Here is a 26436-nt window from a genome sequence, read left to right as displayed (position 1 = left end):
CGTACCCGGATTGCCGCCGTTCCCGCTCCGGTTTCAAGAATTTCCCCGAGGGTAATTGGGGTGTATGGGCGCACGAGAGAGGACGACGACACGGTCGACGGCGCTCGCCGACGCTCCCCCGGGTCGACTGCCGCGGAGGCAGCCACTCCCGCCCAGGCGGCCGGCAGCCTCGACATCGGCATCGGCCGGATCGCGGCACGGCCTTCCCCGGCGGACCGAGACGGCGGCCCGGCCGACGCGTACGGATGCCGGCACCGAATCCGCGACTAAGCCGACGGGGAAGCGTCCCCGGGACACGGGGTCCCCCGCACCGGCCCACACCCGATCCTCCGGCGCCGGCCGCTCGCGCCTGCCCGATCCGGTTCCGCAGGACTTCGGGGACGTCACCGAGTGGCTGAAGGACCAGGTTCGCCACCTCGTGGACGCACTGCGGGACCGCGGCGAGATGGAGGCGCAGAATCTTCGGCAGAAATTCAAGAAATGGTTGGCGTCGCTCGTCCACGAGGTGATACACAGCAACGCCGGGGTCGGCGCCGGACTCGAAGGCATTCGCGCCGCCTTGACGGGTAAGAATCCGGTGTGGGCCGCGATCAAGGCGCTGGTATCCGGCTTGAGCGGAAAGGCCAAGTTCGGCCTTGTTCTCCTTCTGATCGTCGCGCTGCTGCTCGGACCCGTATTACTCGTGGTTCTTCTGCTGGTGCTCCTTGTCGCAGTGATCGTCGCTGCGGTACGAGCCGCCGCCCAGTGACATTTTCCCGCTGTCACAGGGAACGCGTTGCAACTCAACGACTCTCGAAATACGACAACGACGCGTCGATATCGCCACCGCCCGTGTAAATACGCAGAAAGCGTGCTCCGCGGCACGCCGGCCGAACCGACTTTTCTGCCGCTGGTTGAGCGTCGTGCGGCTGGGGTAGTCGGGAGACGGCGCCCCCTTACCGCGCACGGTATTGCGACACATTGCCGAAGTTGGCGAGAGGTGCGCCGGCGACTACTCGGTAAAGGGGTTCGACGATGAAAACCAAAGGTCAGGTGGCGTTGGCCGTCGGCGCGGGGTACATGCTGGGCCGAACACACAGGATGAAAATGGCACTGATGCTGGCGGCCGCGGGTGCGACCGGACGCTTCCCCGGCGGGCCACGCGACTTGTTGGAACGCGGCACGAAGGTGCTCGCGAACTCCCCCGAGTTCGCCAAGATCAGCGATTCGGTTCGACAAGAGCTGGTCAGCGCGGCGAAGGCCGCGGCGGTCACCGCAGCAAGTCAGCGCATCAACCAGCTCAACAACCGGATTCTGTCGGGCGGCGGCGAAGCCGTCAGCGACGTGGGCGACACAGTCGACGACACTGTGGGTGGTGTCGGTAACTCGGTCGGCAAACTCAGCAGTCTCGGAAAACTCGGCCGCAAGCGACGCGGTCGGTCCAAGGACGAGGAGTACGACGAATCCGAAGTCGACGAAGAGCCGGACGAACAGTACGCCGACGAGGACGAGGACTACGAGGAGCCCGAACCCGACGAGGAGGAAGCCGCCGACGAGGAGGAACCCGCTCCACGCAAGCGACCCGCCGCACGTCGACGCGCGTCCAGCAACAATGGCAGCTCCCGGCCGTCGAGCAGGTCGCGCAGCGCGAAATCCGACGAGGACGACGAGGAAGCCCCGACCCGCGGCCGCCGGACACGGGCCAAAGCGACGACTGATTCCGCGCCCGTCCGGCGCGGCGGACGGTCAGCACGATGACGAACGCCGCGAACAAACTGCGAGAAGCCGCACCGGGAGACGGGGGCGGATCGTCGGGTGTGCTGCAGGACGCACTGCAGAAGCTGGTCGGCACGGTGACGGAGAAGGCGCTCACATCGGTCTCCGACAAGGTGCAGAACGCGTCCGGCAGGCTCACCGATTACGCCGAGGGCGGCGGAGGCGGGCTGCTCGCCGCCGTGACCGGTTCCGAGAAGCTGGCCGAGGGTGAATCACCGATCAAGTCGGCGGTGAGCGGTGGCTGGCAGGGCGCCAAGCAAATGGTCAAGGACACCGCCTCTGACGTCAAGGAGGCCGTCACCGGTGGTGGCGGCAGCAAGGGCAAGAAGCTCAAGTTGACCAACATCGTCGAAACGCTCGATGTCGGGGTCCCGGTCCAGCTCGCCTACAACCAGTGGACCCAGTTCGCCGACTTCCCCTCCTTCATGAAGAAGGTCGAGCGGGTGGAGCAGGAATCGGACGAAAAGCTCGAGTGGAAGGCGCAGGTGTTCCTGTCGCACCGCACGTGGGAAGCGTCGATCATCGAGCAGGTTCCCGATGAGCGGATCGTGTGGCACTCGAAGGGTGCCAAGGGTTATGTCGACGGCGCGGTGACGTTCCACGAGGTGACTCCCGATCTCACCCGCATCGTCCTCATCCTCGAGTATCACCCGAAGGGTCTGTTCGAGAAGACGGGCAACATCTGGCGGGCCCAGGGACGACGAGCGCGACTGGAGTTGAAGCACTTTGGACGCCACGTCATGACGCAGTCCGTTCTCCATCCCGACGAGGTGGTGGGCTGGCGCGGGGAGATCCGGGACGGCGAGGTGGTCGAGCCCGACGAGGAAGAGACGCAGCCGGACGAGTCGGACGAGCTCGACGAAACCGACGAAACCGACGAAACCGAAGGCGAGGAGAGCGAAGACGAGGAGCCCGAGCAGGACGAGTCGGAGCAGGACGAGTCGGAGCAGGAAGAGCCCGAGGAAACCGACGAAGACGAGTCCGAGGAGGAAGAGGAAGAGGAAGAGGAAGAGGAAACACCCCCGCGGGCACGTCGAGGTCGCCCACGCAAGACCGCTGCGGCCGCCGAGGACAAGGCAGCCCCGAAGAGGCGGGGCCGCCCGCGTAAGACTGCCGCCAAGAAATCCGCCGGCTCGCGTCAAGGAGCGCGGCAATGACGGCAATACAACCGGCGGGAGGCGGCGGAGGTGGTGGAGTCAGCGGCGGCCCCAGCTCCAGTAGCCTCGCCGACGTCATCGACACCATCCTCGACAAGGGCCTGGTTATCGATGCCTACGTGCGGGTGTCACTGGTCGGTATCGAACTGCTGACCATCGACGCGCGCGTCGTCGTCGCCAGTGTCGACACCTATCTGCGGTTCGCGGAGGCCGTGAACCGGCTCGAGATCGGCAGTGGCGAGCCGAAGGGTCTGACGGACCTGGTCGGCGACGTCACCGAGGGTGGCGCCAAATCGAAAACCAAGGGTGCGCTCGAGGCCGCGGGTGACAAACTCGGCGACATCCTCGGCGGCGGGCAGGAAGAACCCGAGCGCGAGCGGGTTTCGCGCAAGTCCAGTCGAGGGGACAAGTGATGTCTACGTCAGAAAAGTCCAACGACGCACCCGAGGAGCCGCGGACCAGCGGTGTCTACGTGTACGGCATAGTGCCCGCGGATGTGGAAGCCGAAGAGGACGCGGTCGGCGTGTGTGACGGACCGGTCAGCATCGTCAAGCACGGCGACATCGCGGCGCTCGTCAGCGAGATCTCGGTGGACAGGCCGCTCGGCAAGCCCGAGGACCTTCGAACCCATGCGCACGTGCTGGACGGTACCTCGCGTGTGGCACCGGTGCTCCCGCTTCGTTTCGGGGCGGTCATGACCGATGAGGACGCCGTCGAGAAGGAACTGCTCGAAGCACACGCCGACGAGTTCGCGGCAGCGTTGAAGGAACTCGAGGGTCGAGCGCAGTACGTCGTGAAGGGGCGGTACGTCGAGGAAGCGATCCTCCGGGAAATAATCGAGGAAAACCAACAAGCGGGCGAACTGGTCGACGCGATCCGAAATCAGCCCGAGGAGACCACCCGCGACGCCCGGATGGCGCTGGGCGAGATCGTCAGCAACGGCATCGAGGCCAAGCGGGACGAAGACACGCGCACGGTGGTCGAGGCGCTCGAGTCGCTGTCCGATTCGGTCAACGTGCGGGAACCGACTCACGAGGAGGAGGCCGCGCAGGTGGCCGTGCTCGTCGAGGTCGCCCGGCAGGACGAACTCGAGAAGGCAGTCGGAGACCTGGCCGAACGGTGGGACGGCCGCGTCGAGATGCGCCTGCTCGGACCCCTCGCCGCCTACGACTTCGTGGTGACGCAGAAGCCGGAGGGCTGACCGATGGGCCTGCTGTCGTTCATCGCCACGCTGCCGCTCGCCCCCGTTCGTGGGGTGATCTCGCTTGCCGAGCTGATTCAGCGGCAGGTCGAGGAGGAACTCCACAACCCCGCGAGTGCGCGGCGCGCGCTCGAGGAGTTGGAGGACGCACGCGCGGCGGGCGAGATCTCCGCCGAGGAGGAAGAGCAGGCCCAGCAGGCCATCCTCGACCGCATGACCGGAACGACACGGCCCAGCAGTACGGAGAGGGAGTGATCGGCGATGGCAGAAGAGGAGCCACCTCCGTTGCCGGCACCCGAGATCGCGGAGATCGCAACGCGTGACATTGCGCAATTGACCGGCAAGAAACCCCTGGGTGCCACATCGGTCATGCCGACCGACGACGGCTGGACGGTCGAGGTGGAAGTAGTCGAGGATCGGCGGATCCCGTCGTCGACGGACATGCTCGCGTTGTACGAGGTGGTCGTCGATCTGGATGGAGAACTGTTGTCCTACCGCAGAACCCGCCGCTACATCCGCGGTGTCGGTGACAGCGGGAGCACGCAGTCATGACGATCGCCGGCGGCGGTACGAGCAACCTTCCGCAGAGTTCGGGCGGCGGATTCGGCGGCGGGCATCAGTCGACGAATCTCGGCGAGATCCTCGAGCGGGTGCTCGACAAGGGGCTCGTGATCGCCGGAGACATCCAGGTCAACCTGCTCGACATCGAACTGTTGACCATCAAGGTGCGGTTGGTCATCGCCTCGCTGGAGACGGCAAGGGAGGTCGGGATCAACTGGTGGGAGAACGACCCCTGGCTGACCGGCAAGAGCAGCGACCTCGAACTCGAGAATCGAAAGCTCAAGGAGCGGATTGCCGCACTCGAGTCCGACAGGTCGGTCCACCCTGCCGTCGAGGCCGCCGACACGGTCGAGGTGGAGGCGAGGCGTCAGGAGCGCGACGATGACCGCGGATGACGGTGTCTGGCTCTACAGCATCACGACGGACGGCGTCGGCGATGCGCAACTCGCCGGGGTCACCGGCGTGGCAGGCGAGCCGGTCCGGGCGGTGACGTCGTCGGGTCTGGTCGCGGTGGTGGGGACGGTGAGCCTCGGCGAATTCGGGCAGGAGCCTCTGCAACGCAAACTCGAGGACCTCGACTGGCTCGCCGCAACCGCGAGAGCCCACGACGCCGTGGTGGCGGCCGTGTTGCGCAACGGCCCCACCGTTCCGTTGCGATTGGCGACCCTCTATCTCGACGACGAGCGCGTCCGCCGCCTCCTCACGGAACGACAGGAGGAGTTCGGTGCGACGCTGCGCCGGGTGACCGGTAGGAGCGAATGGGGCGTCAAAGGATACGGCGACGCCAAGACGCTGTCGCAGGACGTGAAGGAGGAGCCGCCCCCGACGGGTGCGGCCGGAAAGGGAACCGCGTATCTACTGCGACGCCGTGCGGAATTGAGCGCGCAGCAGGACGTCGAACGCAAAGCGGCCAGCCACGCGGGAGAAATTCACACCGCGCTCCTGGACCGGGCCGTCGACGGGGTACGCCGGCAAGTCACCGACCCGGTGCTGACCGGCAAGCGGGCCTGGATGATCTTCAACGGCACCTACCTCGTCGACAATGATCGCGTCGAGGGTTTCGCTGCACTCGTCACGGCACTCGACACCCAACGTCCGGGCATCACATTGGAATTGACCGGACCGTGGCCGCCGTATTCGTTCGCCGGGATCGACGGGTGAGCCATGAGTGAGATGGTCCCCGCGGACGACACTCGACGCATCGCGCTCGTCGATCTACTCGACCGGGTGCTGGGCGGCGGTGTCGTCATCACCGGTGAGATCACGCTGTCGCTCGCCGACGTCGACATGGTCCGCATCTCCCTGCGCACGCTCATCGCGTCGGTGAGCGCACTTGTCCCAGATCCGGCCGAGCAGGATTCCACCGATGGCTGAGCCCGAGCCTGTCGATTCGGATGTCCCGAGCGACATCGGTCGCCGGGTATTGCCGCAGCGGATCGACGCGGATCCCGAATCGGTCGAGAAGGGCCTGGTCACCCTCGTGCTGACGATCGTCGAGCTACTGCGGCAGTTGATGGAACGGCAGGCGCTGCGCCGAGTCGAGCACGGCGATCTCAGCGACGACCAGATCGAACGCATCGGGACGACGCTCATGCTGCTCGAGGAGCGCATGGCGGAGCTGCGTGATCATTTCGATCTCACACCCGAGGACCTGAACATCGATCTCGGACCGCTGGGGCCGCTGCTGTCGAACGAATAGGCCGGACCCTGAAAGCGTCGTCGATATCAATGTTTGAGGGCGTTCTTGATCTTCTTTCCGGCGTCCTTGACCTTGTCTCCCATCTGCTTGGCGTTGCCCCTGGCCTGTTCTTTGCTCCCCTCTGCTTCGAGGTGGGCGTTGCCGGTGGCCTTGCCGACCGCCTTCTTGGCGGCGCCCTCGGCGGTTTCGACCTTGTGCCGGATCTTCTTTCCCATGTTCATGACGCTGTCCTGTCCTCTGCGGTCCCTCCCGATTGCCCTGCGCCACCGGTTTCAATCACGCCCCGTGCGGCGTCGCATCCGATCGTGCGATCACCGCCGCAGCAACAGCGCGCTGTCCCCGAACTCGTGCCACAGGTATCCGCGCGCGAGTGCCTCGTCGTAGGCGCGTCGGACGGCCGCCGCGCCCACCACCGATTCGAGCAGCATCAGGTGGGAAGCCCCGGGCGCGTGCCAACCCGTGATCAGCCCGTCCACCACGCGGGCCGGCCGCCCCGCGCTCAGCACCAGGTTCGTCCAGCCCCCGCCCGCCACCGCCAGCCCGTCCGGCGTTGCCCGGGTCTCGAGAGCCCTGGTCACCGTGGTGCCGACCGCGATCACGCGCCCGCCCGCCGCGCGACGATCATTGATCAGCCGCGCCGTGTGCTCCGGCACCTCGTACCGCTCGGGGATCGGCGGCTCCCCGCGCTCGGGCGAGGACACACCCGTGTGCAACAGGATCGGCGCTGTCACCACCCCCGAGGTCGCGAGATCGGTGACGATCGGATGCGTGAACGGCCGCGCGGCGCTGGCCATCTCGGCGCTCCCACCGGTCCGGCCGAAGATCGTCTGGTAGTAGGACAGGGGCCATCGCTCGTGGACGTACGCGTACGTGATCGGACGGCCCGCGGTGGCGAGCAGTTCCGCGGCTACGTCCGTGACGCCGTCGACCGAGGCCCGCCACAGCCGGGTCGAACCACGGGGCCAGGGCTCCTGGAGTGTCGCAACGGCGCCGCGCGACAGCCTGATCCGCGTTCCCTCCGTGACCGAGTCGAGGGCTCCGGATACCGGGCCCGGCGCTCGCACCTCGACCGCCCAGTCGCCACCCTCGAGTTCGGTGGAGAAGTGCACGACCACCGGTCCTACCGTGTCGACGGTGCCGTCCATTGCCGCGGCCAACGTCGCCGACGCGTTCACCACCACCACGTCGCCCGGCCGGAGAAAGCGGGGCAGGTCGTGAAATGTGCTGTGCACCAAGTTGCCCCGGTCGGACACGAGCAGCTTCACCGAGTCCCGCAGCAGGCCCCGCTCCTCCGGCGGGCCGCTCGCCTCCAACCGCTGCGGCAGGACGAACCGGAATTCGGTCACGGAGTCGCTGCCCGACCGGGTCACGACGACACTCCGGTGTTCGCGGCCGCGACGTCGGATGCACGGTACCGGCCGCTGGGCGGTCTCGTGTCGAGCAGCCTCAGCAGGGCCGGGACCACGGTCTCCGGCTCGGGCCGATCCGAGATGTCCTCGCCGGGGAACGCCGCCTGGTGCATCGCGGTGCGCATGTCGCCGGGATCGAACGCGTAGATCGCGAGATCCGGCTCCTCGACCGCCAGTACCGCGGTCGCGTGGTCGAGCGCCGCCTTCGCCGCACCGTAGCCGCCCCAGCCCGCATAGGCCTCGACCGCGGCGTCCGACGAAATGTTGATCACGGTGCCGTCCGCGGCCTTTATCTGCCCGATCAGCGCGCCGATCAGCGCGAGCGGGGCCAGTACGTTCGTCGTGAAGACCTGGGCCAGTGCGTCCTCCGGGTACCGGGTCAGTGCGGGCATGGGGCTGGGGCCGAGCGCGCTGGCGTTGTTGAGGAGCAGGTCCAGTCGCCCCTGCGCCTCGATCACCTCGGCGATACGCTCGCGATGCCGCGGATCCGTCACATCACCGGGGACGGCGGTGATGGTGCTCCCCCGCGAGGCGACCCGATCGAGCGGTTCGACCCGCCTTCCGGTGACGATCACCTCCCAGCCGCGCTCCGCGAGCGCGAGTGCGCTCGCCCGTCCCAATCCTGCCGATCCCCCAGTGATCAGCGCCGTTCTGGTGCCGTTCATCGCGGACTCCTTGCCTCCAGTGACATCTGGCACCATCTTGAAACCTGAAGTCCACTTCATGTCAAGGGCCGCTGTCCTGCGGGGCCGGTCCGAGCGGGACGCCCGCACCGAGGGGTGGGATTCCGAGGTCGATCGGACGATAATGAGTCCCTACCGTGAGACGAACGCGCCACGTGCCACGACCCGCGCGGAAGCCTGCGAGCCGAACCCGGGCGCCAACAGAATCGAGAGTGACTTCGCATGAACACAGTCGCAGTGCGCTCGGCGATCGCAGCGGCCGCTGCATTCGCCGCCTTCGCCGCACCCGGTATCGCGGCCGCAGCACCGAACCTGCACGGGGATCCGACGACTCCCGGCACCCAGGTTCAGGTGGAGAGCGAGCCGGGCGACTCGAACAGCTACACCTGTGGGGCAGTCGGCGTCGCGGGAGCCGGAGTCGGATCGAATTCCTCCGGTAGCGCCGGTTCGGTCAACGGCGCCTATTTCGGACCCGGCCCCGTCCAGGGCGGCTGCGTCGGTAGCGACGGGTCGGTCTACTTCCCGACCGGCAACGCCGAGTAACAGCGCGCCGCACGCGATATCTAGCTCCGCGTGACGGTCGCGAGCCAGGCCGGTGCGCCGTCGTCGTGGAATCGCGTATGAATCCGGTCCGGTTGGATGTCTGTGATGGTCCATCCGGCTCCGGGGTTGAACGCTGCTCTCAACTCCTCCCGGCTGACGGGGTGCGGGCCGGCATCGGGTCCGTCATCACTGAAGCACAGCACATACAGGATCCCGTCGGGTTCGGTCACCGAGGCCAGACTCGCCACGTAGCCCGGCCGCTCGCCGGCGTCGAAGGTGTGGAACAGTCCGCAGTCCAGCACTGTCGCGAACCGGCGTCCCAGCGTCTCCAGCCGGAGTGCGTCGGCCGCGGCGAACTCTATCTCGATCCGACGATCCTCGGCCTTTGCCCTAGCTATCGCCAGCGCCGTCTCTGCCACATCCACGCCCACAACCGACAGTCCCAGCGCGGCGACGTGAAGTGCGTTTTCGCCGGTTCCGCAGCCCGCGTCGAGGACCGCTCCGGCGAATCCGCCCTCGGATACCACCCGCACGATCGCCGGCTGGGGCCCGTCGATATCCCAGGGCGCACGGCCCTCGTGGTACGACGCATCCCAGGGCAGCCCCGTCATCCGCTCGTGGCTGGTCGGTTCCCGACCGCCGAACGGATCGTCGGCTGGAGGTCCTGATCGCTCCGACACCACCGCCCCCTTCCTGCACCCGATCGCGCCAACCCATCGTGACACAGCAATGCGTGACACTCGGCCGGTTCCTCGTACACGCGATCCGCTCATTCGCCACCGTCGCACGCCGTCACATTCCTCACAAGGTCACGGCCCGCACCCGGAGGTTCGGGTGCGGGCCGTGCACGAAGGGATGAACGAACCGCACCTTCGGCGTCTGGGTCAGAACGTTCCTACCGATACGGTCCGACGACCCCCTTGATGCTGATCTGAACTCGAGTTGTTCGGTGAAGGGTGAGATCCAGCCGTCAGGTCTGCGTAAGCATTTGGGCGGCGGTCGCGGAACAGGCCCCAACTCGCTCGCTGAGTGCGCAGCTGCTCCAAATCGTATTCGTGAAGGATGACGCCCTCGCCGTCGCCGCTGAGTTCCTCGACGACTTCTCCCCGTTGATTTGTCATGAAGGATTGTCCGAAGAAGTCGATGTGCGTGGAACCCTGGCTTTCGCAGCCAACCCGATTTGCGGCCACTACGGGCATCATGTTCGCGGCAGCGTGTCCGCGTTGCACGTTCTGCCAATGGGCGTGTCGCAGAGCAGTGTCCTGCAGGTCTCCCGGTTCCGTGGCGTGTTCACCGTGACCGTCATCGGCGATGGGACTCGATCCGATTGCCGTGGGGAAGAGCAGGATCTCTGCGCCCTGCAACGCCATGATCCGTGCCGATTCGACGAACCACTGATCCCAGCAGATGCCGACGCCGATGGTGGCGTAACGCGTGCGCCACACCGACAAGCCGGTGTCGCCGGGATTGAAGTAGAACTTCTCGTGATATCCGGGACCTTCCGGTATGTGAGTTTTCCGGTACGTTCCGAGCTTCCTGCCGTCGGCGTCGATGATGGTGACGCTGTTGAAGTACTTCTGGCCGTCACGTTCGAATGTGCTCACAGGGAGGACGATCTGCAGTTCATGGGCGAGGTGACGGCACAGTTCGACGGCCGGATTCTCGTCGATGGGCACAGCGAGGGCGAAGTACTCGTCGCCGAGGGTCTGGCAGAAGTACGGCGTTTCGAACAGCTCAGGGAGGGCTACGATCTGAGCACCCGAGTCGGCTGCGTGGCGCACGAGTCGTTCGGCCGTCTCGAGGTTCGTGTGCGGGTCCCAGGTGCAGGCGAACTGGGTGGCCGCCACGGTCACCGACCGTGGGTTCGTTGCGAGGGTGTGTCTCATTGGGCGTTGCCTTCTACTGGTGGGTGTACTGGCTGGTGGTGTCGGAATCGGATTCGGTGTCGGGGCTCGACCGGCTTTCGGGGTCCGGATCGGCCTTCGATTCGCTCAATCGGTCGAACAGCTGGCCGACTCGGTTGCGTTCGGTATCGTTCATCGGCGCCGAGTAAGTCACCGCCACATAGACGGCAGCGTTGACGGCCAAGGCTGCGACGCCGGAGGTCAGGCCCCCGAGCCATGGGATCGACACCGGGTAGAGCCACTGCAGCACGGCTGCCGTAGCGAAGCCACTCGACATCGCGGAGACTGCCGCGGCTGCAGTGCCTTTCCTCCAGAAGATGCCCAGGAACAGGGTCGGGGCGAGTTGGCAGATGCCCTGGTATGAGATGAGAGCGAGGGTGATCAGTCCGGAGGAGATACCGACGGTGGCGGAAGCGCCGAGGGCCGCCAACAGCGTCAGCACCCCCACCGCGATGCGTCCGATCCTTGGATCGGTGACCCGAACCCCCTTGGCGACACCGATGATATCGTTCGCGGTCTGAGTGCCGAGCGCCTGGAGGTTGGCGCCGACATTGCCCATGGTGGCCGCGACCACGCAAATGCCGGCGACGGTGATCAAGCCGATGCCGCCGACACCGGCGGCGATGAACCATACATCGTCGGGTGCCTCCGCGACACCGGGGACGCTGGACGCTGCGATCGCCATCAGGGTCAGTGCCGCCCCGAAGATCAGCAGGACCGGCGCCGCCTGTACCGCCGAACGTTTGATCGTCGCGGCGCTTCTCGCAGTGAAGAGTCGAACAAAGATGTCCGGCCAACACCACCCTCCGAGCGCACCGGTCAGTATCAGCGACGAAAGGTACAAAGGCCCCAAGGCGCTCCCCGGACCCGGCAACTCGAAGTGGGTCGGGTCGACGTCACCGAATCCGTGGCCGTTACTGACCAGCCAGGTGAGCAGGCCGAGAATGACGAGGGTGCCGACGAAGTAGGCGACGATTCCCTGCACCATGTCGCTGATGATCACACCGCGCATCCCGAATCGGATTGTCCAGATCTGTCGCAGCCCGATCACCATGATCCCGATCAGAACGGCGGTCGCTCCGCCGATTCGCCCGAACGACAGGTACTGGAACACCAGTGCCAGCGACTGCATCCCCAGAACGATCCACGGGAAGGATGCAGCGATGCCGATCAGCGCTGCGACCACCCGCACGGCTCGTGAGTTGTAGCGGGCGCCGAGGAGATCCGCCTGAGTTCGCAGGTCGTACCGCTTACCCCAATCGTGCACGGGTTTGGCGAGGAAGAACATCAGCACGACGGCGAGCAGCGAATAGATCAGTGAGTAGAAGCCAATGACCCCCGCGCCCGCCGCGAGACCTGCAAACGAGATGAACATCGTTCCGGGCAGCCAGGTGTTGAGGAACGCCATCGTTCCGAAGAACGATCCGAACGAGCGTCCTGCCGTCGCGTATTCGCTGAACGTCGCGTCTTTCCGCTTGGTCAGCTCCAACGCGGCAACGACGATCAGGAAGAAGACGGCGACGCTGCCATATCCGACGAGCATGTTCATCGACGATCACCGGGGTCCGAGTCGAGGGCGAACATTACGAGCAGGCTCAGGGTGATGGACACACCGGCTGCGAGGAAGTACCCCATCGACAGCAAGGCGGTGCCGTTGCCGGCAAGCCAATGCAGCGGCGGCGCCAAGCCGACGGCCAAATCGAGCATCAGCAGCCCCGCGATGACAGGGGAACGCCACCTACTCGCGGGCGAGCGGGTCGAATGTGTCATGTGCAAACTCCGAGGTAGAGCCGCCGAAGGCGGATGCCGGAACGTTCCGGCACGCATTAATCGTGCTCGTAACCCATGTCACATGTCAAGAGGTGTTACCGAGGTTTCCCGAATCGCTGGGTCGGTAGGATCGGGGCATGCCCACAGTGACGATCGTCGATCTGGCTCGCGAACTCGGCCTGTCGAAGACGACGGTGTCCGATGCATTGGTCGGATCCGGGCGGGTGTCGGAGGCGACTCGCCAGCGGGTGATGACGGCCGCGCAATCGATGGGGTACGTGTCGAATCGGGCAGCCCGGTCTTTGCGTCGGCGAAGCACCGGGGCTTTCGGGTTGTATATCCCGTCCGAGGTTCGAGGATTGTCCTTCTACATGCATTTCGCTTTCGGGGCGGCGGACGCGGCGGCGGCGGTGGGGCGAGATCTCACACTGCACACGCGAACGTCCGAACATTTTCAGGTCGACGGCGCGGTCGTCATCGATGCCCTGGACGAGGATCCGGTGGTCGAGAGAATGCTCAGCGCATCGATCCCGATAGTCTTTGCCGGGCGAAGCGGCCCACTGCCCACGGAGCCGCAGGGAACGATCGAGATCGACCATGCCGCGGTCGTCGATTTCGTTCTTGGGCAACTCGAGTCAACGGGAACGCGGCGTCCAGGATATATCGGCTTGGAGTCGTTCCACGGCCCCAGGTGGGCGGCGGACTCGGCGCGCAGCTTTGAACAGTGGTGCCTGCGAGAGCGCTTCGAGCCGCTTGTGTTCAGTCTGCCAGCCGACCCGAGCGAGGCCGAGTTGTTCGCCGTTCTCGAGAGGTTGGTCGGCGAATGTGAAGTCGACGCAATTGTTTTCGGACCTCAAGGATTGGCAGCTCGCGCCGTGCCGATGCTGCACGCGCTGGGGAAGGCGCCCGACGCCGACAGCGAGAACGGTTTTCGGGTGGCATCCCTTGCAGGTGACCCGGTCAGCGAGTTGGGAAGTTCGCAGATATTCGCAGTGGATCTTGCTCCTCGCAGTTTCGGTCGAGAGGCCATGGAGCTCCTCGTCGAGCTGTCCACCTCACTGCCGGCCGCGCCGCTACACCGATATCATTCGGCGAACCTGTCACGCACGTCTCCCTCGTCTGTGCAGTAATGGAATCAGGCCCTCCCCACTTACTTGCCCTCGAACTCCTCGCTCAGAGCTCGAGCAATCGCTGGAAGAACTCGCGATAGCGCTTCAGCGCAAGACGAAGGTCCTCCGTCGAGCCCTCTTCACCTCGGGCCCACTGCTCCTCGAGCCGCGAACGCGCCTCCGAGAACCCGGTCGTGATCCGGTCGACGACGTCCGACACGAGACCGTCCGCCTTCTGCACACACTCTCGGGGATCGTCGACGAAGCCCGCCTGAACCTCGTCCCAGCGCAAGCGAAGAACCGAAAGTTCATCCTCGGCGAACAGTGTCTGCCCGACCGGCGTGTCGGCGTCCTGTGCGGACGGTCGAGCCTCCTCGGCCGACGCGGGTCGGGCCTCGCCCGCCGAGTCCGGGACCTCCGTCGGCTGCTGGACACCCTCGGCCGGCGCGGCGGCAACCTCGGGGGCAGATTCGGTTGTTCCGGTGGGTGATCCGGTTCCCTCGACCGCCGAGGCGGGGTTCTCGGTGGACGTTTCGCCGCTCCCGGTCGGGCTGGTGCCCTCGGGTTGCCGGTCTGGGGTTGTCATGCGCGCGTCTCCTTCGACTCGTCCTTGTTCGGCTCGTCTTTGCTCTCATCCGTCTCGAGCAACTTCTCGAAAAGTTCGCGGTAGTGCACGAACGCCTCCCGCTGTTGCTCTGTACCGATGTCGCCCTGCTCTTGCGCGAGATAGATACCGTGCGCCGTGCGGTAGTTCTCGACGACCTTCGGGTGGTCTACCGAAATGTCGGCCGCGCGCTGATCGAAGTCGTCGATCGGGTAACCACGTTCGCGCATGACGTGTATTACGAGCCGGTCCGCAGCGGCGACCGCGCTCGACGGGTTGTCGACGAACTCGATCTGAACCGTCCGCCAGGAATCGGTGTACTTCGCGCGCGCCTCGGGTGGCAGCGGGACGATGTCGAGCTTCTCCCGCTTTCGTTCGCGGGCGGCGAGCTCCTTCTCGGCGGCGCCTTGGTCGCCCGCCTCACCGACCGTCCGCTCGTATTCGGGGCCGAACCGCCCTTTCAGCCGTTCCGTCCTCTTGCGACTGCTGATCGAGCGGGACGCGATGATCGCCAGCACCGCGATCACGACGAGCACCGCGATCAAGATCCATCCCCAAACAGGCATTTCCTCAAACCTCCTCGTCCCTCGACCGTGTACCCCGATGGCTCATTCGAAAACGGCGCCACCACTGCGGACCCTTGCGTCCGCGCACACCGGTGGATTGTTCGAATGTCTTAACATAGACTCATGGCATGACCGTAAAGATTGGAATTGCCGGGTACGGCCTGGGTGGCCGGTATTTCCACGCGCCGTTCATCGAGGCGGCGGAGGGAATCACACTGGGCGGCATCGTGACCCGCTCCCCCGACCGCGTCGCCCAGGCTACCGCCGACTTCCCCGGAGTGCCGGTGTTCCCGAGCCTGGGCGAGCTCATCGATTCCGGCGTCGATGCCGTCACCATCACCACCCCACCGCAGACGCGACGCGAACTCGTGCTCGAGGCGGTCGGGCGGGGTGTGCACGTGGTCGCGGACAAGCCGTTCGCACCGGATGTCGCGACGGCCTCCGAGTTGATCGCCGCCGGCGACGAAGCCGGGGTGCTGCTCAGCGTTTTTCACAACCGTCGCTACGACGCCGATATCCGCACGCTGAAGTCGGTGTTGCCGCGGCTCGGCGACATCTGGCGTGTCGAGTCGCATTTCGACCTGGACGGTGCCGACACCCTCGAAGCGGGCCCGACCGGTGGGCTGTTGCGGGACATCGGCGCACACGTCGTCGACCAGATGCTGTGGTTGCTCGGTCCGGCCGAGCGGGTGGACGCACATCTCGATTACGTCGACCGGCCGGAGGGACGCACCGACGCCGGCTTCGTCGTCAACATCACCCACCGCAGCGGCGTCTATTCGACCGTCTCGTCGACCAAGGTCAACCATCTCGAGGGACGGCGGCTGCGCGCGTTCGGCAGTGCCGGCAGCTATGTGGCGGACGGCACGGACGTTCAGGCGCAGGCGCTGTTCGCGGGGAGTCGGCCCGTCGACGATCCGACCGGGTGGGGTCTCGAACGACCGGAACGGTGGGGTGTCCTTCACACGGCGCGAGGACCGGAAACGATCCCGTCTCAGCGGGGTGCGTATCAGGACTATTACACCGAGTTCGCGGCCGCAGTGGCCGGCGCCGGCCCGCAGCCGGTTCCGGCGCGCACCGCACTCGGCACCATCGCGGTGCTGGCGGCGGCACGTGAGGCCGCCGAGACCGGCCGCACGGTCGCCGTGCCGCCCGTCGACTGACGGGCAACTACTGCCGCTGCACCGCAGCGGTGCACCAAGCTCACGGGGCGAGGCACTCCTCCACGAAAACCAACTGCCGCAGTACGTACGCACGTGCCCCATGGTGCAGTTCGATCGAGTGCCCCGCTCGGGTCCACCGAGTCTTGCCGCCGGAGGTACCGCCTCCGGCGCGACCGCCCGCGACGACGGCGTCGAATCCGTGTTGCCGGAGGAAGACGTGACCGGCCGCCATATCGAGCAGCGCCCGCTCGTGCAGCAGCGTCAGATCGTTGCCCGTGGTGCGAGCGCCCTGCGTCCACACTACGCATCCGCAAGCGAGGAACTCGGAAACGAGCACGTGAGCGATGCGCGAGTCTTCTAGGCCTGCAACGGAGCTGCACCAGACGGCGTGACGGCATCCGGTGGCTCGCCGGTCGATGACGATGTCCTGATCGGCGGTGATGCGGAATTTGGGGCCCACCGTGTCGACTGTGATTGCCGGGTCCTGTATTGCGACGTCGGTGAGCCGACGTACTCCGGAACTCGAGGACCTCGGCTCAGCATGCCGAGGAGAGGAATTCGGCGACAGCCGTGTTTACCGGATCCGGTCGCTCCATGTTCGTTGCGTGTCCCGCACGCGGGACAACGATCGACGCCCCCTTCGGCGACAGTGCCGCGGCCGCCTCCGCGTGTGCCGACGGCCAGAATTCGCTCTCGGAACCGGCGACGAAAAGCACCGGAAGATCACTCGAGCGGATTGCCGGACGCCAATCGCGTTTCGCGTGGTCGTTCAACAAGGCGAGTTCCGGTTGCGACAGTTTCCAGTCGACGCGGCCCATCGCAGCGATGAAACGGACCAGCCGCATCCCGCGCTTCCAGATCGGAGTGCCGTGGCCGGTCGAGGGAATACCGTCCGCAAAGAACGTGTCCACCTCGTCCCGGCCGTAACCGTAGAACCCGTATTCCCAGTCCGGTGTGTTGAGCATTCTCGGTGTCTGGTCGACCACGACCGCGGCGCGAAGCCGCCCCGTGCCGTACATGTCGACATACGACCAGATCGTGTTCCCGCCCATCGAGCCCCCGATCATCGCCGCATCCCGGAGGTCGAGTTCGTCGAGGAGCGCGTGCACGTGGTCGGCCCGTGTCTGCATCGTCGTTCCGTGCGGCATGGCCGGAGCAGTCCCGTGGCCCGGCAGATCCACGGCGACGACGCGGTGGCCGGCCCGCGTCAGCGACGGGATCTGATAGCGCCACGAGGTGGCGGGCGCTTTGAACCCTGCCAGCAAGATCACGTTCGACGAGGACCGGCCGCCGTCACCGTGCACGGTGTAGTCGATTCGAGCTCCGCCGGATTCGATGGATGGCACCTTTTCTCCCGTCGCCCTCCTGCCAGGCGGCACGGTGTCCGCCTGCGTCACTGCGACCGTAGTACAGCGCGAGGGAGCAATCCATGGAGAAGTTCTCCATGGCACAAGCATTCTTGTGTGGAGTTCAGCCCGGCTTTGCGGGAGGGCCACGTTGGCAGAATTCGTGGACCACCGGGTGTAACGTTTCGGGCCCTCGCGGACACCATTCGTGTAGCTGTGGACGTCGGGTCCACGCATTCGGACAGGACACTTGAAAATGCACATCTCACTTCCCCACGAGGCTTCGCACGCGTCGAATCGTTCGGGCGCAGTGAATACTCCCCGTCGAGTCCCGCTGCGGAACCGGCTCGTCACGGTCGTTGCCACCGCCGCACTCGCGGTCATCCCTGTCGGGGCGGCCACCGCCGTCGCGGCGGCGACCGAACTCCCCGCAACGACGGTCTCCGCGCCGACCATTCCCGGCGACCGCGGCGACAACGGTGACGGCCCCCGCCATGATCGGCAACGCGATCAACGGCAAGAGCGCAGGGACCAGGGCATGACGCTCGACGAACTCCTCGTCGGCTGGAACAGCAGCCAGATTCATCAGATGTGACGACGCACGGCATCCGGTTTTCGCTCGTACCGCGATCGGGCGACGGCGTATGCCGTGCGCAGTAACTCGCGGGTGAGTTGACTGGTGCGTGTGCCGGGATTCACGACGGCAAGCCAGGCTCCGGAGCCGTAGACGGGATGGGCGATGACCGTGTCGGGCGCGCCGGCGTCGACGTCGGCGGACCCTTGTTCTCGAGGTGCGTGACCGAGCGCCACGATGAACGCCTCCCTCCCGGCGTGGATATTTACTCGGAATGCCCCCGCACGGTCGAGCCGCGAATCTTCGTCACTCGGATAGTTCTTCGTGACGATCGTGGCGAACGGCTGGGTCGTCGTCGGTACGACCCCATCCGGTGAGTAGTAGAAGAAGGTGTCGCCCCAGCTGATCTCCGGCGAGCCGTCCCCCGGGACCGGCCTGAGGGTGAGGACGTCGTCGAGTCCTTCCACGAAGTCGATGATGTCGTCTATCGTCATGGTTCCAGCGTTTCATTGAGGTCCTTGTGGAGACTCTGTAGTGCATCTACTGGAGAAACAGGGGGTCGAGTCTCCACATGCAGAATTTCCGAACCGTGGACGTGGCCCGCCTTGCGGGGTGCTCCGTCCAGCAGATCCGCAACCTCGAACGCGACGGTGTGCTGCCTCCCGCCACCCGCACCGCCACCGGATACCGGATCTACACCGAGGTGCATCTGCAGTCCGCGCTGGCCTATCGAGAACTCGCCGTCGCCGCCGGTCCGGTCGACGCCAAAAGGATCGTGCGCAGCGTGCACACGTGCCCGGCCTCGACGACGGTTGCTCTCCTCGACGCCGCACACGCCCGACTCCACGTCGAACGCGCCGAACTCGCGCTGGCGAAGAAGGCCGCCGCGGTGATCTCCACCGAGCCGATCGAGGACGTCCGGGCATCCGACTGGATGAGTGTGGCCGAACTCGCCGCCGCGCTCGGCGTCCGCTCGTCCACGTTGCGACACTGGGACGCAGAGGGACTCGTCATCCCCGATCGGAACGCACCCACGGGAGCGCGCCGATACTCCCCGTCCCAGGTCCGCGATGCCCGCATCGTGCATCAGTTGCGCAAAGCCGGTTACCGCATCGCACCCCTCTGCGCTGTGATGGCACAACTACGGAACCCACCCGGATCGGGCGACGTCGGCGCCGCACTCGCCGTCCGTGACGAGACCCTCACGACCCGCTCCAGAGCCTTGGTCGACGCCACCGCCGCGCTCGCCGGGCTTCTGCCGCCCCACAGTGTCAGTCCGCGCGCGACAGCACCGCCACCAGAAAATCGGAGTCGTCGGTGAACGGACGCAGATCCCACGTCGAGAGCAGCAGATCCACCCTCAGACCGTTGGCTGCGGCGTCCGCGAGGAATTGCGGGAACTCGTAGCCCCGGTCGGCGCCGAACCCGACGATCACCCGGCCGGTCGGGGCGAGATGAGCGGCGAATCCCGCCAGCACCGACTCCCGTGTCGACGGCGCCAGGAAGGTCATCACGTTGCCCGCACACGCGATCACGTCGAAATCGGCCGCGACGCCGCGGGAGGGCAGATCCAACTCCGCGAGGTCGCCGACCAGCCACGTCGGGCCGGGGTGATCCTCCTCCGCGACGCCGATCAGCACCGGATCGACATCGACCCCGACCACGACATGACCTGCATCGTGCAGATAACCACCGAGCCGGCCCAGTCCGCACCCCGCATCGAGAACCCGGCCGCCACGGCCCAGCATCGCATCGACCAGCCGGGCCTCGCCCACGATGTCCTGGCCCTTCGCCTCCATCGCCCGGAACCGTTCGACATACCACGTCGAATGACCCGGGTCGGCCGCGGTGATCTCCTCCCACCTGCTGGGAGTGCGTCCACTGGGGGTGCGCTCGCTCATTGTCGATTCCTCCTCGATCCGGCCCGTTCGGCGGGCCAGTGCCACCGTAGCGAACCCGGTTCGCGCGAAAGGTCTCGGTCAACGGGACGCCGGGGCCCACCCGGCAAGGTCTCCGGGGAGAATCGAGCCATGAGCGAGTCTCTACCCGAACGCGTCCAGATCACCGACCGCCTGCACACCGTGGCAACCCTGCTCGACACGAAGGACTGGCCGGGGTTCGCCACGACCCTCACCGAGGACACCGTGGCCTACGGTCGGACCGGGCCCGCTGACGTGGTCGCGCGTGTCCGCTCCCACCTCGACGTCTGCGGCGCCACCCAGCACCTGCTCGGCAACATCCGCATCGACCTCGACGGCGACACGGCACGCACGACGTCCTATTTCCGGGCCTTTCACGTCGGCCTCGGCGACCGTGCCGGCGCGACGTACGAATGCCTCGGCGAATACCGGGACGAGTGGCGGCGCGGCCCGTCGGGCTGGTTGCTGTCCGGGCGGGAGATCGATGTGCGCGCCGAGATCGGCGACCGGAGTGTCATCGCGCCCCGCTGACCAGTCGTATGGCTCAGTCGTGCTCCCGGCACACTGTGGAGGCCGGATCCGGTGCGCAGATCTGCTGCCAGGTGTAGAAGCCGGAGTTGACCACCACGTGGAGGTTGTCCTTCGTGATGTTCTGGATGGGCAGGAACACCGTCGGCACCGCCATGTACTGGTTGTCGATCGTGCCGTTGATCATGTCCTCGGGCACGCCGTCGCCGTGGAGAATCGACGTGGTCAGCTGCGCGGCGACCTTCGCCTGGTCGGACAGGTTCTTGAAGATCGTGTTGTCGAGGGAGCCCTGTGCGATGAGTTGCAGGGCAGCGAGATTGGCGTCCTGTCCCCCGGTGACGGGAATCCGACCGGCGAGCCCGCGGCCGGCAAGGGCGGCGACGATTCCGCCTGCCAGGTCGTCGTTCATGGTGACGAACAGGTCGATGTCGTTGTTCTCCCGGGTCAGGCATTCGTCCGCGAACGCTTGACCTTCGGCCGGGTCCCAGTCGTCGATCGTGGTCTCGCAGACCACGCGGATCTTGCCGCTGTCGATGAGGGGCTGCAGATACTCGTTCTGGCCGAGCTGAAACTGGCGGGTTCCGTATTCACCCAGATTGCCCTGCACCCTGGCGATTTTCAGACCGTCACCGGGCATCGCGGCGATCAGATCCGCGGCGCGACTTCCCTGTCGTCGGCCGACCTCGAGTGGATCGAAGATCACCTGGACCTCCGCCGGTCCGCCGACCGCGTCGTGGTCGTAGAGCACCACCGGAACATTCGCGTCGGCAGCGGCGGTCAATGCTCCCCCCGAAAATCTCGCGTCCGCGGAGATCAGCACGAGCACCGACGCGCCGTCCGCGATCGCCGACTCGACCTGACTCTGCTGCCGGCCGGGATCACCCTCGGCGTTGCGGACCGTCACGGTCGCCTTCGGCGCGAACAGTTCGAGGAAGTCGGTGAACAAGGGTTCGTCTCGCTCCATGAACCGGGTCGTCGTGGTGTTCGGCAGAAAAAAATACACCTTCTTCGCCCCGTCGTCGCCGGGCGGCGGGGCCGCGCACGCCCCGAGCACCATCGCGGCGACCGAGGCTGCGACACCGAACGCGCGCACCCTTGCGTTCACGATGCTTGTCTTCATGAGTCGAGAACCTCCAGCCTGATCATGCCTGGTTCGGACATACCCGCGGGCGAGGACGGCTACGCGCGCTCGTCGATGCTTTCGGTGTTTTCCGGCACCGATCGGCGCACACTGAGGGCAGGGATGAGGAGGAGAGGGTGTTCGACCAGGACCGCGGCACCGTATCCAGCGAAGAGCGTGACACTTCGCCGGCGGACGAGCACCTCCTGAAAGAATCCCTGCTCGTCGAACCCGACATCCGCCGACGCCCGTGGCGCGAATTCCTGGAGTCGACGCCCGGGCGCCTTTCCGTCCTCGCTGTCGTCCTCGTCGCGGTGGCGCTGACGGCCGGTGTCGTGACGTCCGCCGTGATCGGTGCACGACAGCAGCGAATGGAAACCCTTCGCGCCCATACCGAACCGCTGGCGGACTCCGCGCAGAACCTCTTCAGCTCCCTTTCGATCGCCGACGCCGCCGCGACGTCGTCGTTCATCGCGGGCGCCATCGAACCGCTCGCGGTCCGCGACCGGTACAACCAGGCGATCGGCGACGCGTCGAACGCACTCGTCACCGCTTCGTACGGCGTCACCTCCGGTGATGTGGACTCGCTGCGCCTGCTCACCGAGATGTCGCGGCACCTCGCCGTCTACACGGACCTCGTAGCGACCGCACGGTCCAACGACTCCGCGGGAAATCCGGTCGGGGTGGCGTACCTGGGAACCGCGTCAGCCCTGATGCAGGACACCATCCTGCCGCTGGCCGAACGCCTCTACAACGATCAGGCCGGCGCGGTCGCCGACACCCAGTCCCACACCGCGCGACTGCCCGTCACCGCCATCGTGGTTGCGTCGGCGGGGGTCGTCGTCCTCGCCGTCGCGCACGTGTACGTGGCGCATCGAAGTCGCCGTCGGGTCAATCCGGGGCTTGCGTGCGCGACGGTCCTGCTCACTGCGCTCGTCGTGTGGATCGTGGTCGCGGGGCTGTTGTCGACGTCGGCGAGCGAACGCGCGCGGATCGACGGCGCCGAGCCTCTCGCGGCGGTCACGAAGGCGCGGATCCTCGCGCAGCAGGCACGCGCCGACGAGACGCTCGGACTGCTCCGGCCGGGGTTCGATCCGGCGGGCAGCGACTACACCCGGCACACGGACGCCCTGACCGCGATTCTGAGCTCGGACGCATCACCGGACGCCGTCGACGTGCCGGCGATCGACGATGCGTCCGCTGCGTTCGAGGGATGGCGGAGCGCGCACCGGGATTTGCTGCGCAAGCTTGCGGACGGCGACTACCAGGGTGCGGCGGACGTCGCGGTCGGCCCGGGATCGACGGCGTCGACGGCCCAGTTCCGGGCCCTCGACGAATCGCTCGAAGATGCCATCATCGCGCTGCGTGCCGAGGAACTCCACGCGATGCGTGAGTCGTACCGGACGATGGCGGCGCTCGCCGTGGGTGCCGTCGTGCTCGCCGTTTCCGCGGCACTCGCCGTGATCGCGGGGATCGAGCCCAGAGTGAGTGAGTATCACTGATGGTGCGACCTTTCCGCGCACGGCGACCGGGGCTCACTCGGCTGCTCGGCAGCCTCGCGTTCGAAACTGTGCTGATCGCCGGTTGCGGGGCACCCGATGCACCCACCCCGATGTTCTCCGGGGACTTCACGGAGTTTCCCGTGTCCGTCGGCGCCCGGATCATCGAACCGTCCGAATCGCCGCCACCCGCCGCGGAGCCGTCGTCCTGCGCACCAACGGCGAGCCTCCGTCCGGGGATCGCCGGCGTCGGCGGCACTCTCGACGAGATCCGGGCCCGCGGAACCCTGGTCGTCGCCGTCGATCAGAACACCAACCTGTTCAGCTTCCGCGATCCGACTACCGGCACCCTCACCGGCTTCGGCGTCGACCTCGCGAGGGAGGTCGCCCGCGACCTACTCGGCGACCCCAGCAAGGTCGAATTTCGGCCGCTCGGTTCCGACGACGGCGCCGACATGCTCGCGCACCGGGACGCGGACCTGATTGTGCGCCCAGTGGCACTGCCCTGTGAGAGCCCCCCGGATCTGGCCTTCTCCACGGTGTACCTCGAGACGCCCCGTCGGCTCGTCGTGCGGGACGGATCCGGGATATCCGAACCCGCGGACCTGGCACGGCGACGGGTCTGCACGCACGACGATCCGGCCTCGATATCGGCGCTGTCGCGGATCGCCCCCAAAGCCACGATCCTTGCCGTACCCGACTGGGACGACTGCCTCATGGCCATCCAGCAACGGCAGGTCGACGCCGTCGTGGGTGCTGCCCTCCTCGCCGGCCTCGTCGCCCAGGATCCGAATCTCGACATCGTCGGTCCCGACTCCGATTCCGCCCGGTACGCCATCGCCCTCGCGCCCGGCAACGACGACCTCGTCCGGTTCGTCAACGGCACCTTGGAGCGACTGCGCACAGACGGAACCTGGACTGCCCTCTACGATCGCTGGTTGTCGCCGCTCGGCCCGGCACCCGCACCGCCGTCCCCGGAGTACCGGGACTGATCACCTCGCGTAGCCGCAATTTAGCGGGCCACCTCGGGATCATCGTCGGCAACGGTCCGCGGAAGGCCGGTCCCCATCGGGTCGAGCAGGGCGGTCGTGCGGGCACCCCATCGCTCGTGCGCCGACTGACGGGTCATTCCGGCGGCCTTCCCGATCGTTGCCCATGTCGCACCCTGAAAGCGCAGTCCGAGAACAGTTTCGATGCCGTCCAGTCCCGCCGCCAGTTGGATGCGAAGACTCAGCAGATGCCAGGCCAGGGTGCGCTGGTTCGGAATGTCCGTGCCCTGCTCGGCATCCCATTCGGCCGTGCCGGGAAGCGGCCCGGTGCCGATGATTTCGTCGGCGTGACGGCTCGCTTCGGCTGCCGCAGCCGTGATCACGGCGCGCGCAGCGGCGTCGATGTCGGCGCTGACGGCGCGTTCGACGAGTTCCATGACGATCTCCCATTCTGTCAGGACAAGCCTGACAGGTGTCGGCGTCGGCGTCAAGTATTACCTGACACGCGTCGGGATCAGCACGCACGGAGCTGTGCTGCGAGATCGGTGATGTCTGTCGCCGAAATGTCCCAGCTGCCCGTCGGCGCGAGATCAGTGGTCTGGTGAGGTCCGTGTTCGAGGGGCCGGAGAATGAACGCTGTCGCCAGGCCCGCGGCTTGTGCAGCCTCGAGGTCGCCGTTGTGCGCGGCCGCAAGCATGACTTCGCCCGGGTGGAGGCCGAGAAGTTGTGCGGTGTGCAGATAGGCCCGGGGATGCGGTTTGTAAATTCGGTTGATCCGTGAGTCTTTCGGCGCAAACCCGGTCCTTCAGGGCCGGGTGAGCCGATCTGGTTTTGTCGGACCCTGTGGCTAGTGTCTGGGGCATGGCGGGGAGGGTGGTGAGGCGGGCGTTCAAGTACCGTTTCTATCCGACTGCGGTGCAGGCGGAACAGCTTGCTCGGACGTTCGGGTGCACCCGGTATGTCTACAACCGGGCGTTGGCCGAGCGCTCGCGTGCCTGGTTGCAGGAGCAGCGTCGGGTGACCTACGCGGACACCTCGAAGATGCTCACCGGATGGAAGCGGGACCCCGAGACGGCGTGGTTGGCGGAGCCGTCGAAGGGGCCGCTGCAGGAATCGCTGCGGCAATTGCAGGGCGCCTTCGACAGGTTCTGGCGCGGGCAGTCCCGCTACCCAAAGTTCAAGAAGAAGGGGCAGTCGAAGGAGTCGGCGACCTACTTCTCGAACTGCTTCACCCGGGGTGGGCAGATCCGGTTGGCCAAGCAGTCCGAACCTCTGGATATTCGGTGGTCGAGGCCGCTGCCGGAGGGGGCCGTGCCGTCGCAGGTGACGGTGTCGCGCAATGCTCGTGGTCAGTACCACATTTCGATTCTCGTCGAAGACGTGATTCCCGAGCTCGAACCGGCCGATCGGGTGGTCGGGCTCGATGCCGGGATCACCAGCCTCTACACGCTCTCGACGGGGGAGAAGATCGCCAACCCGCGCCACGAGCGCACGGACCGCGAGCGGCTGGCGAAGGCGCAACGGGCGCTGGCCAAGAAGCAGAAGGGATCCCGGAACCGGGCCAAGGCCCGACTGAAGGTCGCGAAGATTCATGGTCGGATCGCCGATCGGCGCCGCGATTATCTGCACACACTCTCCACTCGTTTGGTGCGCGAAAACCAAGTGATCGCCATCGAGGATCTGAGTGTGCGGAACATGGTCAAGAATCGGTCGTTGTCTCGGGCGATCTCGGATGCGGGGTGGTCCGAGTTCCGGTCGATGCTCGAGTACAAGGCCGACTGGTACGGGCGCCGGCTGGTGGTGATCGACCGGTTTCATCCGTCGTCGAAGACCTGCTCGGCGTGCGGGGAGGTCGCCTCGGCGATGCCGCTGAATGTGCGGGAGTGGACGTGCCGATGCGGCGCCGTCCACGACCGCGACGTGAACGCGGCGAGGAACATTTTGGCCGTCGGACTGACGGTGGCAGCCTGCGGAGACGGTGTGAGACCACCCCGCACCTAAAGTGTGGGGCGGCAACCGTCGGTGAAACAGGAACCTCGGGACGCGAGTCCCGAGGAGAATCTCGGTCGTACACGGCCGAGAGGACGTCAAATCGGAGCCGATGATGACATCCCACGGGATTCCGGCATTCTTGGCCATGTCGAGCAGCAGAGAGGTGTTGCCGTTCGAGAGCGGACCGATGATGTAGCCGGACCGGATTGCGGTGAGACCGGGCACGCTGTCGGGCCACGGCGTGAGTTCGCGCCAGGCACGCGCGAGCTCGTCCAGCTCTCCGGAGTCGTGATCTGTGGGGGCGATGCCCGATTCGAGGAGCGCGGCGTCGAGGTTTTCGCGGTG

The 26436-nt window shown here is 66.4% G+C and carries 36 protein-coding genes; 21 read left to right on the top strand and 15 right to left on the bottom strand.

Annotation, left to right across the window (positions count from 1 at the left end; translation table 11 throughout):
• Positions 1–60: 60 nt before the first annotated feature.
• The 12 genes from BLV94_RS48140 to BLV94_RS45595 all read left to right on the top strand — a co-directional run bounded on the left by BLV94_RS48140 (position 61) and on the right by BLV94_RS45595 (position 6373).
• Entirely contained in the window at positions 61–270 is a 210-nt protein-coding gene (locus BLV94_RS48140; protein ID WP_083395885.1) for a hypothetical protein, read from the top strand.
• A gap of 148 nt (positions 271–418) precedes the next feature.
• On the top strand, positions 419–748 hold the full coding sequence (locus tag BLV94_RS45645; RefSeq protein ID WP_083395884.1) for a hypothetical protein: 330 nt from the start codon (positions 419–421) through the stop codon (positions 746–748).
• Positions 749–1014: 266 nt separating this feature from the next.
• Entirely contained in the window at positions 1015–1737 is a 723-nt protein-coding gene (locus tag BLV94_RS45640; RefSeq protein ID WP_072943473.1) for a hypothetical protein, read from the top strand.
• A complete protein-coding gene (locus BLV94_RS45635; protein WP_072943471.1) occupies positions 1734–2912 on the top strand; it encodes an SRPBCC family protein in 1179 nt (392 codons plus the stop codon). The genes BLV94_RS45640 and BLV94_RS45635 overlap by 4 nt, the downstream gene beginning before the upstream one ends.
• Positions 2909–3325 (top strand): gas vesicle protein GvpJ, encoded by a 417-nt coding sequence (gene gvpJ, locus BLV94_RS45630; RefSeq protein WP_072943470.1) that lies wholly within the window; start codon positions 2909–2911, stop codon positions 3323–3325. Before BLV94_RS45635 ends, gvpJ begins: the two co-directional genes overlap by 4 nt.
• Positions 3325–4113: a GvpL/GvpF family gas vesicle protein gene (locus BLV94_RS45625; RefSeq protein ID WP_072943468.1), complete on the top strand. Its 789-nt coding sequence runs from the start codon at positions 3325–3327 to the stop codon at positions 4111–4113. Before gvpJ ends, BLV94_RS45625 begins: the two co-directional genes overlap by 1 nt.
• 3 nt (positions 4114–4116) lie before the next feature.
• Positions 4117–4368: a gas vesicle protein GvpG gene (locus BLV94_RS45620; protein WP_072943467.1), complete on the top strand. Its 252-nt coding sequence runs from the start codon at positions 4117–4119 to the stop codon at positions 4366–4368.
• Between the two features lie 6 nt (positions 4369–4374).
• Entirely contained in the window at positions 4375–4665 is a 291-nt protein-coding gene (locus BLV94_RS45615; protein ID WP_072943466.1) for a gas vesicle protein GvpO, read from the top strand.
• On the top strand, positions 4662–5069 hold the full coding sequence (locus tag BLV94_RS45610) for a gas vesicle protein (RefSeq protein ID WP_072943465.1): 408 nt from the start codon (positions 4662–4664) through the stop codon (positions 5067–5069). Before BLV94_RS45615 ends, BLV94_RS45610 begins: the two co-directional genes overlap by 4 nt.
• Positions 5056–5835, top strand: a complete 780-nt coding sequence (locus BLV94_RS45605) for a GvpL/GvpF family gas vesicle protein (RefSeq protein ID WP_072943464.1) — start codon at positions 5056–5058, stop codon at positions 5833–5835. Before BLV94_RS45610 ends, BLV94_RS45605 begins: the two co-directional genes overlap by 14 nt.
• 3 nt (positions 5836–5838) lie before the next feature.
• Positions 5839–6048: a gas vesicle protein gene (locus BLV94_RS45600; protein ID WP_072943463.1), complete on the top strand. Its 210-nt coding sequence runs from the start codon at positions 5839–5841 to the stop codon at positions 6046–6048.
• The gene (locus BLV94_RS45595; protein ID WP_072943462.1) at positions 6041–6373 is read left to right on the top strand and encodes a gas vesicle protein K; all 333 of its coding nucleotides are present in this window, start codon (positions 6041–6043) and stop codon (positions 6371–6373) included. The genes BLV94_RS45600 and BLV94_RS45595 overlap by 8 nt, the downstream gene beginning before the upstream one ends.
• 26 nt (positions 6374–6399) lie before the next feature.
• Here BLV94_RS45595 and BLV94_RS45590 read toward each other — a convergent pair whose 3' ends face one another.
• From BLV94_RS45590 to BLV94_RS45580, 3 genes are all read right to left on the bottom strand, one after another.
• Complete coding sequence (locus tag BLV94_RS45590; RefSeq protein ID WP_072943461.1) at positions 6400–6594, bottom strand: CsbD family protein; 195 nt, start codon at positions 6592–6594, stop codon at positions 6400–6402.
• A gap of 90 nt (positions 6595–6684) precedes the next feature.
• On the bottom strand, positions 6685–7743 hold the full coding sequence (locus tag BLV94_RS45585; protein WP_072943460.1) for an S-adenosylmethionine:tRNA ribosyltransferase-isomerase: 1059 nt from the start codon (positions 7741–7743) through the stop codon (positions 6685–6687).
• A complete protein-coding gene (locus BLV94_RS45580) occupies positions 7740–8447 on the bottom strand; it encodes an SDR family NAD(P)-dependent oxidoreductase (RefSeq protein WP_072943459.1) in 708 nt (235 codons plus the stop codon). The genes BLV94_RS45585 and BLV94_RS45580 overlap by 4 nt, the downstream gene beginning before the upstream one ends.
• A 240-nt stretch (positions 8448–8687) precedes the next feature.
• Between BLV94_RS45580 and BLV94_RS45575 the strand changes: the two genes are divergently transcribed.
• Positions 8688–9008, top strand: coding sequence for a hypothetical protein (locus BLV94_RS45575; RefSeq protein WP_072943458.1), 321 nt, complete (start codon positions 8688–8690; stop codon positions 9006–9008).
• Between the two features lie 20 nt (positions 9009–9028).
• Here BLV94_RS45575 and BLV94_RS45570 read toward each other — a convergent pair whose 3' ends face one another.
• The 4 genes from BLV94_RS45570 to BLV94_RS49055 form a co-directional block, all read right to left on the bottom strand.
• On the bottom strand, positions 9029–9619 hold the full coding sequence (locus tag BLV94_RS45570; RefSeq protein WP_072943513.1) for a class I SAM-dependent methyltransferase: 591 nt from the start codon (positions 9617–9619) through the stop codon (positions 9029–9031).
• Positions 9620–9892: 273 nt separating this feature from the next.
• Positions 9893–10894 (bottom strand): nitrilase-related carbon-nitrogen hydrolase, encoded by a 1002-nt coding sequence (locus tag BLV94_RS45565; RefSeq protein WP_083395883.1) that lies wholly within the window; start codon positions 10892–10894, stop codon positions 9893–9895.
• Positions 10895–10907: 13 nt separating this feature from the next.
• Complete coding sequence (locus BLV94_RS45560) at positions 10908–12461, bottom strand: sodium:solute symporter family protein (protein ID WP_167372228.1); 1554 nt, start codon at positions 12459–12461, stop codon at positions 10908–10910.
• Positions 12458–12682: a hypothetical protein gene (locus BLV94_RS49055; RefSeq protein WP_143051476.1), complete on the bottom strand. Its 225-nt coding sequence runs from the start codon at positions 12680–12682 to the stop codon at positions 12458–12460. The genes BLV94_RS45560 and BLV94_RS49055 overlap by 4 nt, the downstream gene beginning before the upstream one ends.
• A 137-nt stretch (positions 12683–12819) precedes the next feature.
• Here BLV94_RS49055 and BLV94_RS45555 point away from each other — a divergent pair, with 137 nt between their 5' ends.
• Positions 12820–13812: a LacI family DNA-binding transcriptional regulator gene (locus BLV94_RS45555; RefSeq protein WP_072943454.1), complete on the top strand. Its 993-nt coding sequence runs from the start codon at positions 12820–12822 to the stop codon at positions 13810–13812.
• 43 nt (positions 13813–13855) lie between these two features.
• Here the strand turns inward: BLV94_RS45555 and BLV94_RS45550 are convergent, their stop codons facing one another.
• Both BLV94_RS45550 and BLV94_RS45545 read right to left on the bottom strand, forming a co-directional pair.
• Positions 13856–14377, bottom strand: a complete 522-nt coding sequence (locus BLV94_RS45550) for a hypothetical protein (protein ID WP_072943452.1) — start codon at positions 14375–14377, stop codon at positions 13856–13858.
• Positions 14374–14961: a hypothetical protein gene (locus tag BLV94_RS45545; protein ID WP_072943450.1), complete on the bottom strand. Its 588-nt coding sequence runs from the start codon at positions 14959–14961 to the stop codon at positions 14374–14376. Before BLV94_RS45545 ends, BLV94_RS45550 begins: the two co-directional genes overlap by 4 nt.
• A gap of 128 nt (positions 14962–15089) precedes the next feature.
• Here BLV94_RS45545 and BLV94_RS45540 point away from each other — a divergent pair, with 128 nt between their 5' ends.
• Positions 15090–16124: a Gfo/Idh/MocA family oxidoreductase gene (locus BLV94_RS45540; RefSeq protein WP_072943449.1), complete on the top strand. Its 1035-nt coding sequence runs from the start codon at positions 15090–15092 to the stop codon at positions 16122–16124.
• A 40-nt stretch (positions 16125–16164) separates the two neighbouring features.
• On the opposite strand, the gene BLV94_RS51905 is transcribed toward BLV94_RS45540, so the two are convergent.
• On the bottom strand, positions 16165–16584 hold the full coding sequence (locus BLV94_RS51905; protein ID WP_072943447.1) for a hypothetical protein: 420 nt from the start codon (positions 16582–16584) through the stop codon (positions 16165–16167).
• A 76-nt stretch (positions 16585–16660) separates the two neighbouring features.
• Complete coding sequence (locus BLV94_RS45530; RefSeq protein ID WP_072943446.1) at positions 16661–17470, bottom strand: alpha/beta fold hydrolase; 810 nt, start codon at positions 17468–17470, stop codon at positions 16661–16663.
• A 310-nt stretch (positions 17471–17780) separates the two neighbouring features.
• Between BLV94_RS45530 and BLV94_RS45525 the strand changes: the two genes are divergently transcribed.
• Positions 17781–18065 (top strand): hypothetical protein, encoded by a 285-nt coding sequence (locus BLV94_RS45525; RefSeq protein ID WP_241031218.1) that lies wholly within the window; start codon positions 17781–17783, stop codon positions 18063–18065.
• Here the strand turns inward: BLV94_RS45525 and BLV94_RS45520 are convergent.
• Positions 18056–18538: a DUF6194 family protein gene (locus BLV94_RS45520; RefSeq protein ID WP_072943443.1), complete on the bottom strand. Its 483-nt coding sequence runs from the start codon at positions 18536–18538 to the stop codon at positions 18056–18058. The two genes, BLV94_RS45525 and BLV94_RS45520, sit on opposite strands and share 10 nt — an antisense overlap.
• Before the next feature lie 77 nt (positions 18539–18615).
• Between BLV94_RS45520 and BLV94_RS45515 the strand changes: the two genes are divergently transcribed.
• Entirely contained in the window at positions 18616–19365 is a 750-nt protein-coding gene (locus tag BLV94_RS45515; RefSeq protein ID WP_072943441.1) for a TioE family transcriptional regulator, read from the top strand.
• Here the strand turns inward: BLV94_RS45515 and BLV94_RS45510 are convergent.
• The gene (locus BLV94_RS45510) at positions 19316–19945 is read right to left on the bottom strand and encodes a class I SAM-dependent methyltransferase (protein ID WP_072943512.1); all 630 of its coding nucleotides are present in this window, start codon (positions 19943–19945) and stop codon (positions 19316–19318) included. The two genes, BLV94_RS45515 and BLV94_RS45510, sit on opposite strands and share 50 nt — an antisense overlap.
• Before the next feature lie 129 nt (positions 19946–20074).
• Here BLV94_RS45510 and BLV94_RS45505 point away from each other — a divergent pair, with 129 nt between their 5' ends.
• Positions 20075–20494 (top strand): nuclear transport factor 2 family protein, encoded by a 420-nt coding sequence (locus BLV94_RS45505; protein ID WP_072943439.1) that lies wholly within the window; start codon positions 20075–20077, stop codon positions 20492–20494.
• A gap of 13 nt (positions 20495–20507) precedes the next feature.
• Here BLV94_RS45505 and BLV94_RS45500 read toward each other — a convergent pair whose 3' ends face one another.
• Entirely contained in the window at positions 20508–21611 is a 1104-nt protein-coding gene (locus BLV94_RS45500; protein ID WP_244163817.1) for a substrate-binding domain-containing protein, read from the bottom strand.
• A gap of 137 nt (positions 21612–21748) precedes the next feature.
• Between BLV94_RS45500 and BLV94_RS45495 the strand changes: the two genes are divergently transcribed.
• Complete coding sequence (locus tag BLV94_RS45495) at positions 21749–23113, top strand: hypothetical protein (protein WP_072943437.1); 1365 nt, start codon at positions 21749–21751, stop codon at positions 23111–23113.
• Positions 23113–24102: a glutamate ABC transporter substrate-binding protein gene (locus BLV94_RS45490; protein ID WP_072943436.1), complete on the top strand. Its 990-nt coding sequence runs from the start codon at positions 23113–23115 to the stop codon at positions 24100–24102. The genes BLV94_RS45495 and BLV94_RS45490 overlap by 1 nt, the downstream gene beginning before the upstream one ends.
• A gap of 20 nt (positions 24103–24122) precedes the next feature.
• Here the strand turns inward: BLV94_RS45490 and BLV94_RS45485 are convergent, their stop codons facing one another.
• Positions 24123–24536: a hypothetical protein gene (locus tag BLV94_RS45485; protein WP_072943434.1), complete on the bottom strand. Its 414-nt coding sequence runs from the start codon at positions 24534–24536 to the stop codon at positions 24123–24125.
• Between the two features lie 424 nt (positions 24537–24960).
• Here BLV94_RS45485 and BLV94_RS45475 point away from each other — a divergent pair, with 424 nt between their 5' ends.
• The gene (locus tag BLV94_RS45475; RefSeq protein ID WP_072943433.1) at positions 24961–26100 is read left to right on the top strand and encodes an RNA-guided endonuclease TnpB family protein; all 1140 of its coding nucleotides are present in this window, start codon (positions 24961–24963) and stop codon (positions 26098–26100) included.
• Positions 26101–26436 lie beyond the last annotated feature (336 nt).

Origin of the sequence: Rhodococcus koreensis, from assembly GCF_900105905.1 — a bacterium.
In the GTDB taxonomy this organism is placed as follows: Bacteria; Actinomycetota; Actinomycetes; order Mycobacteriales; family Mycobacteriaceae; genus Rhodococcus_F; species Rhodococcus_F koreensis.
Note: the sequence above shows the minus strand (reverse complement) of the source record. Positions and strands in the feature narration are given on the sequence as shown.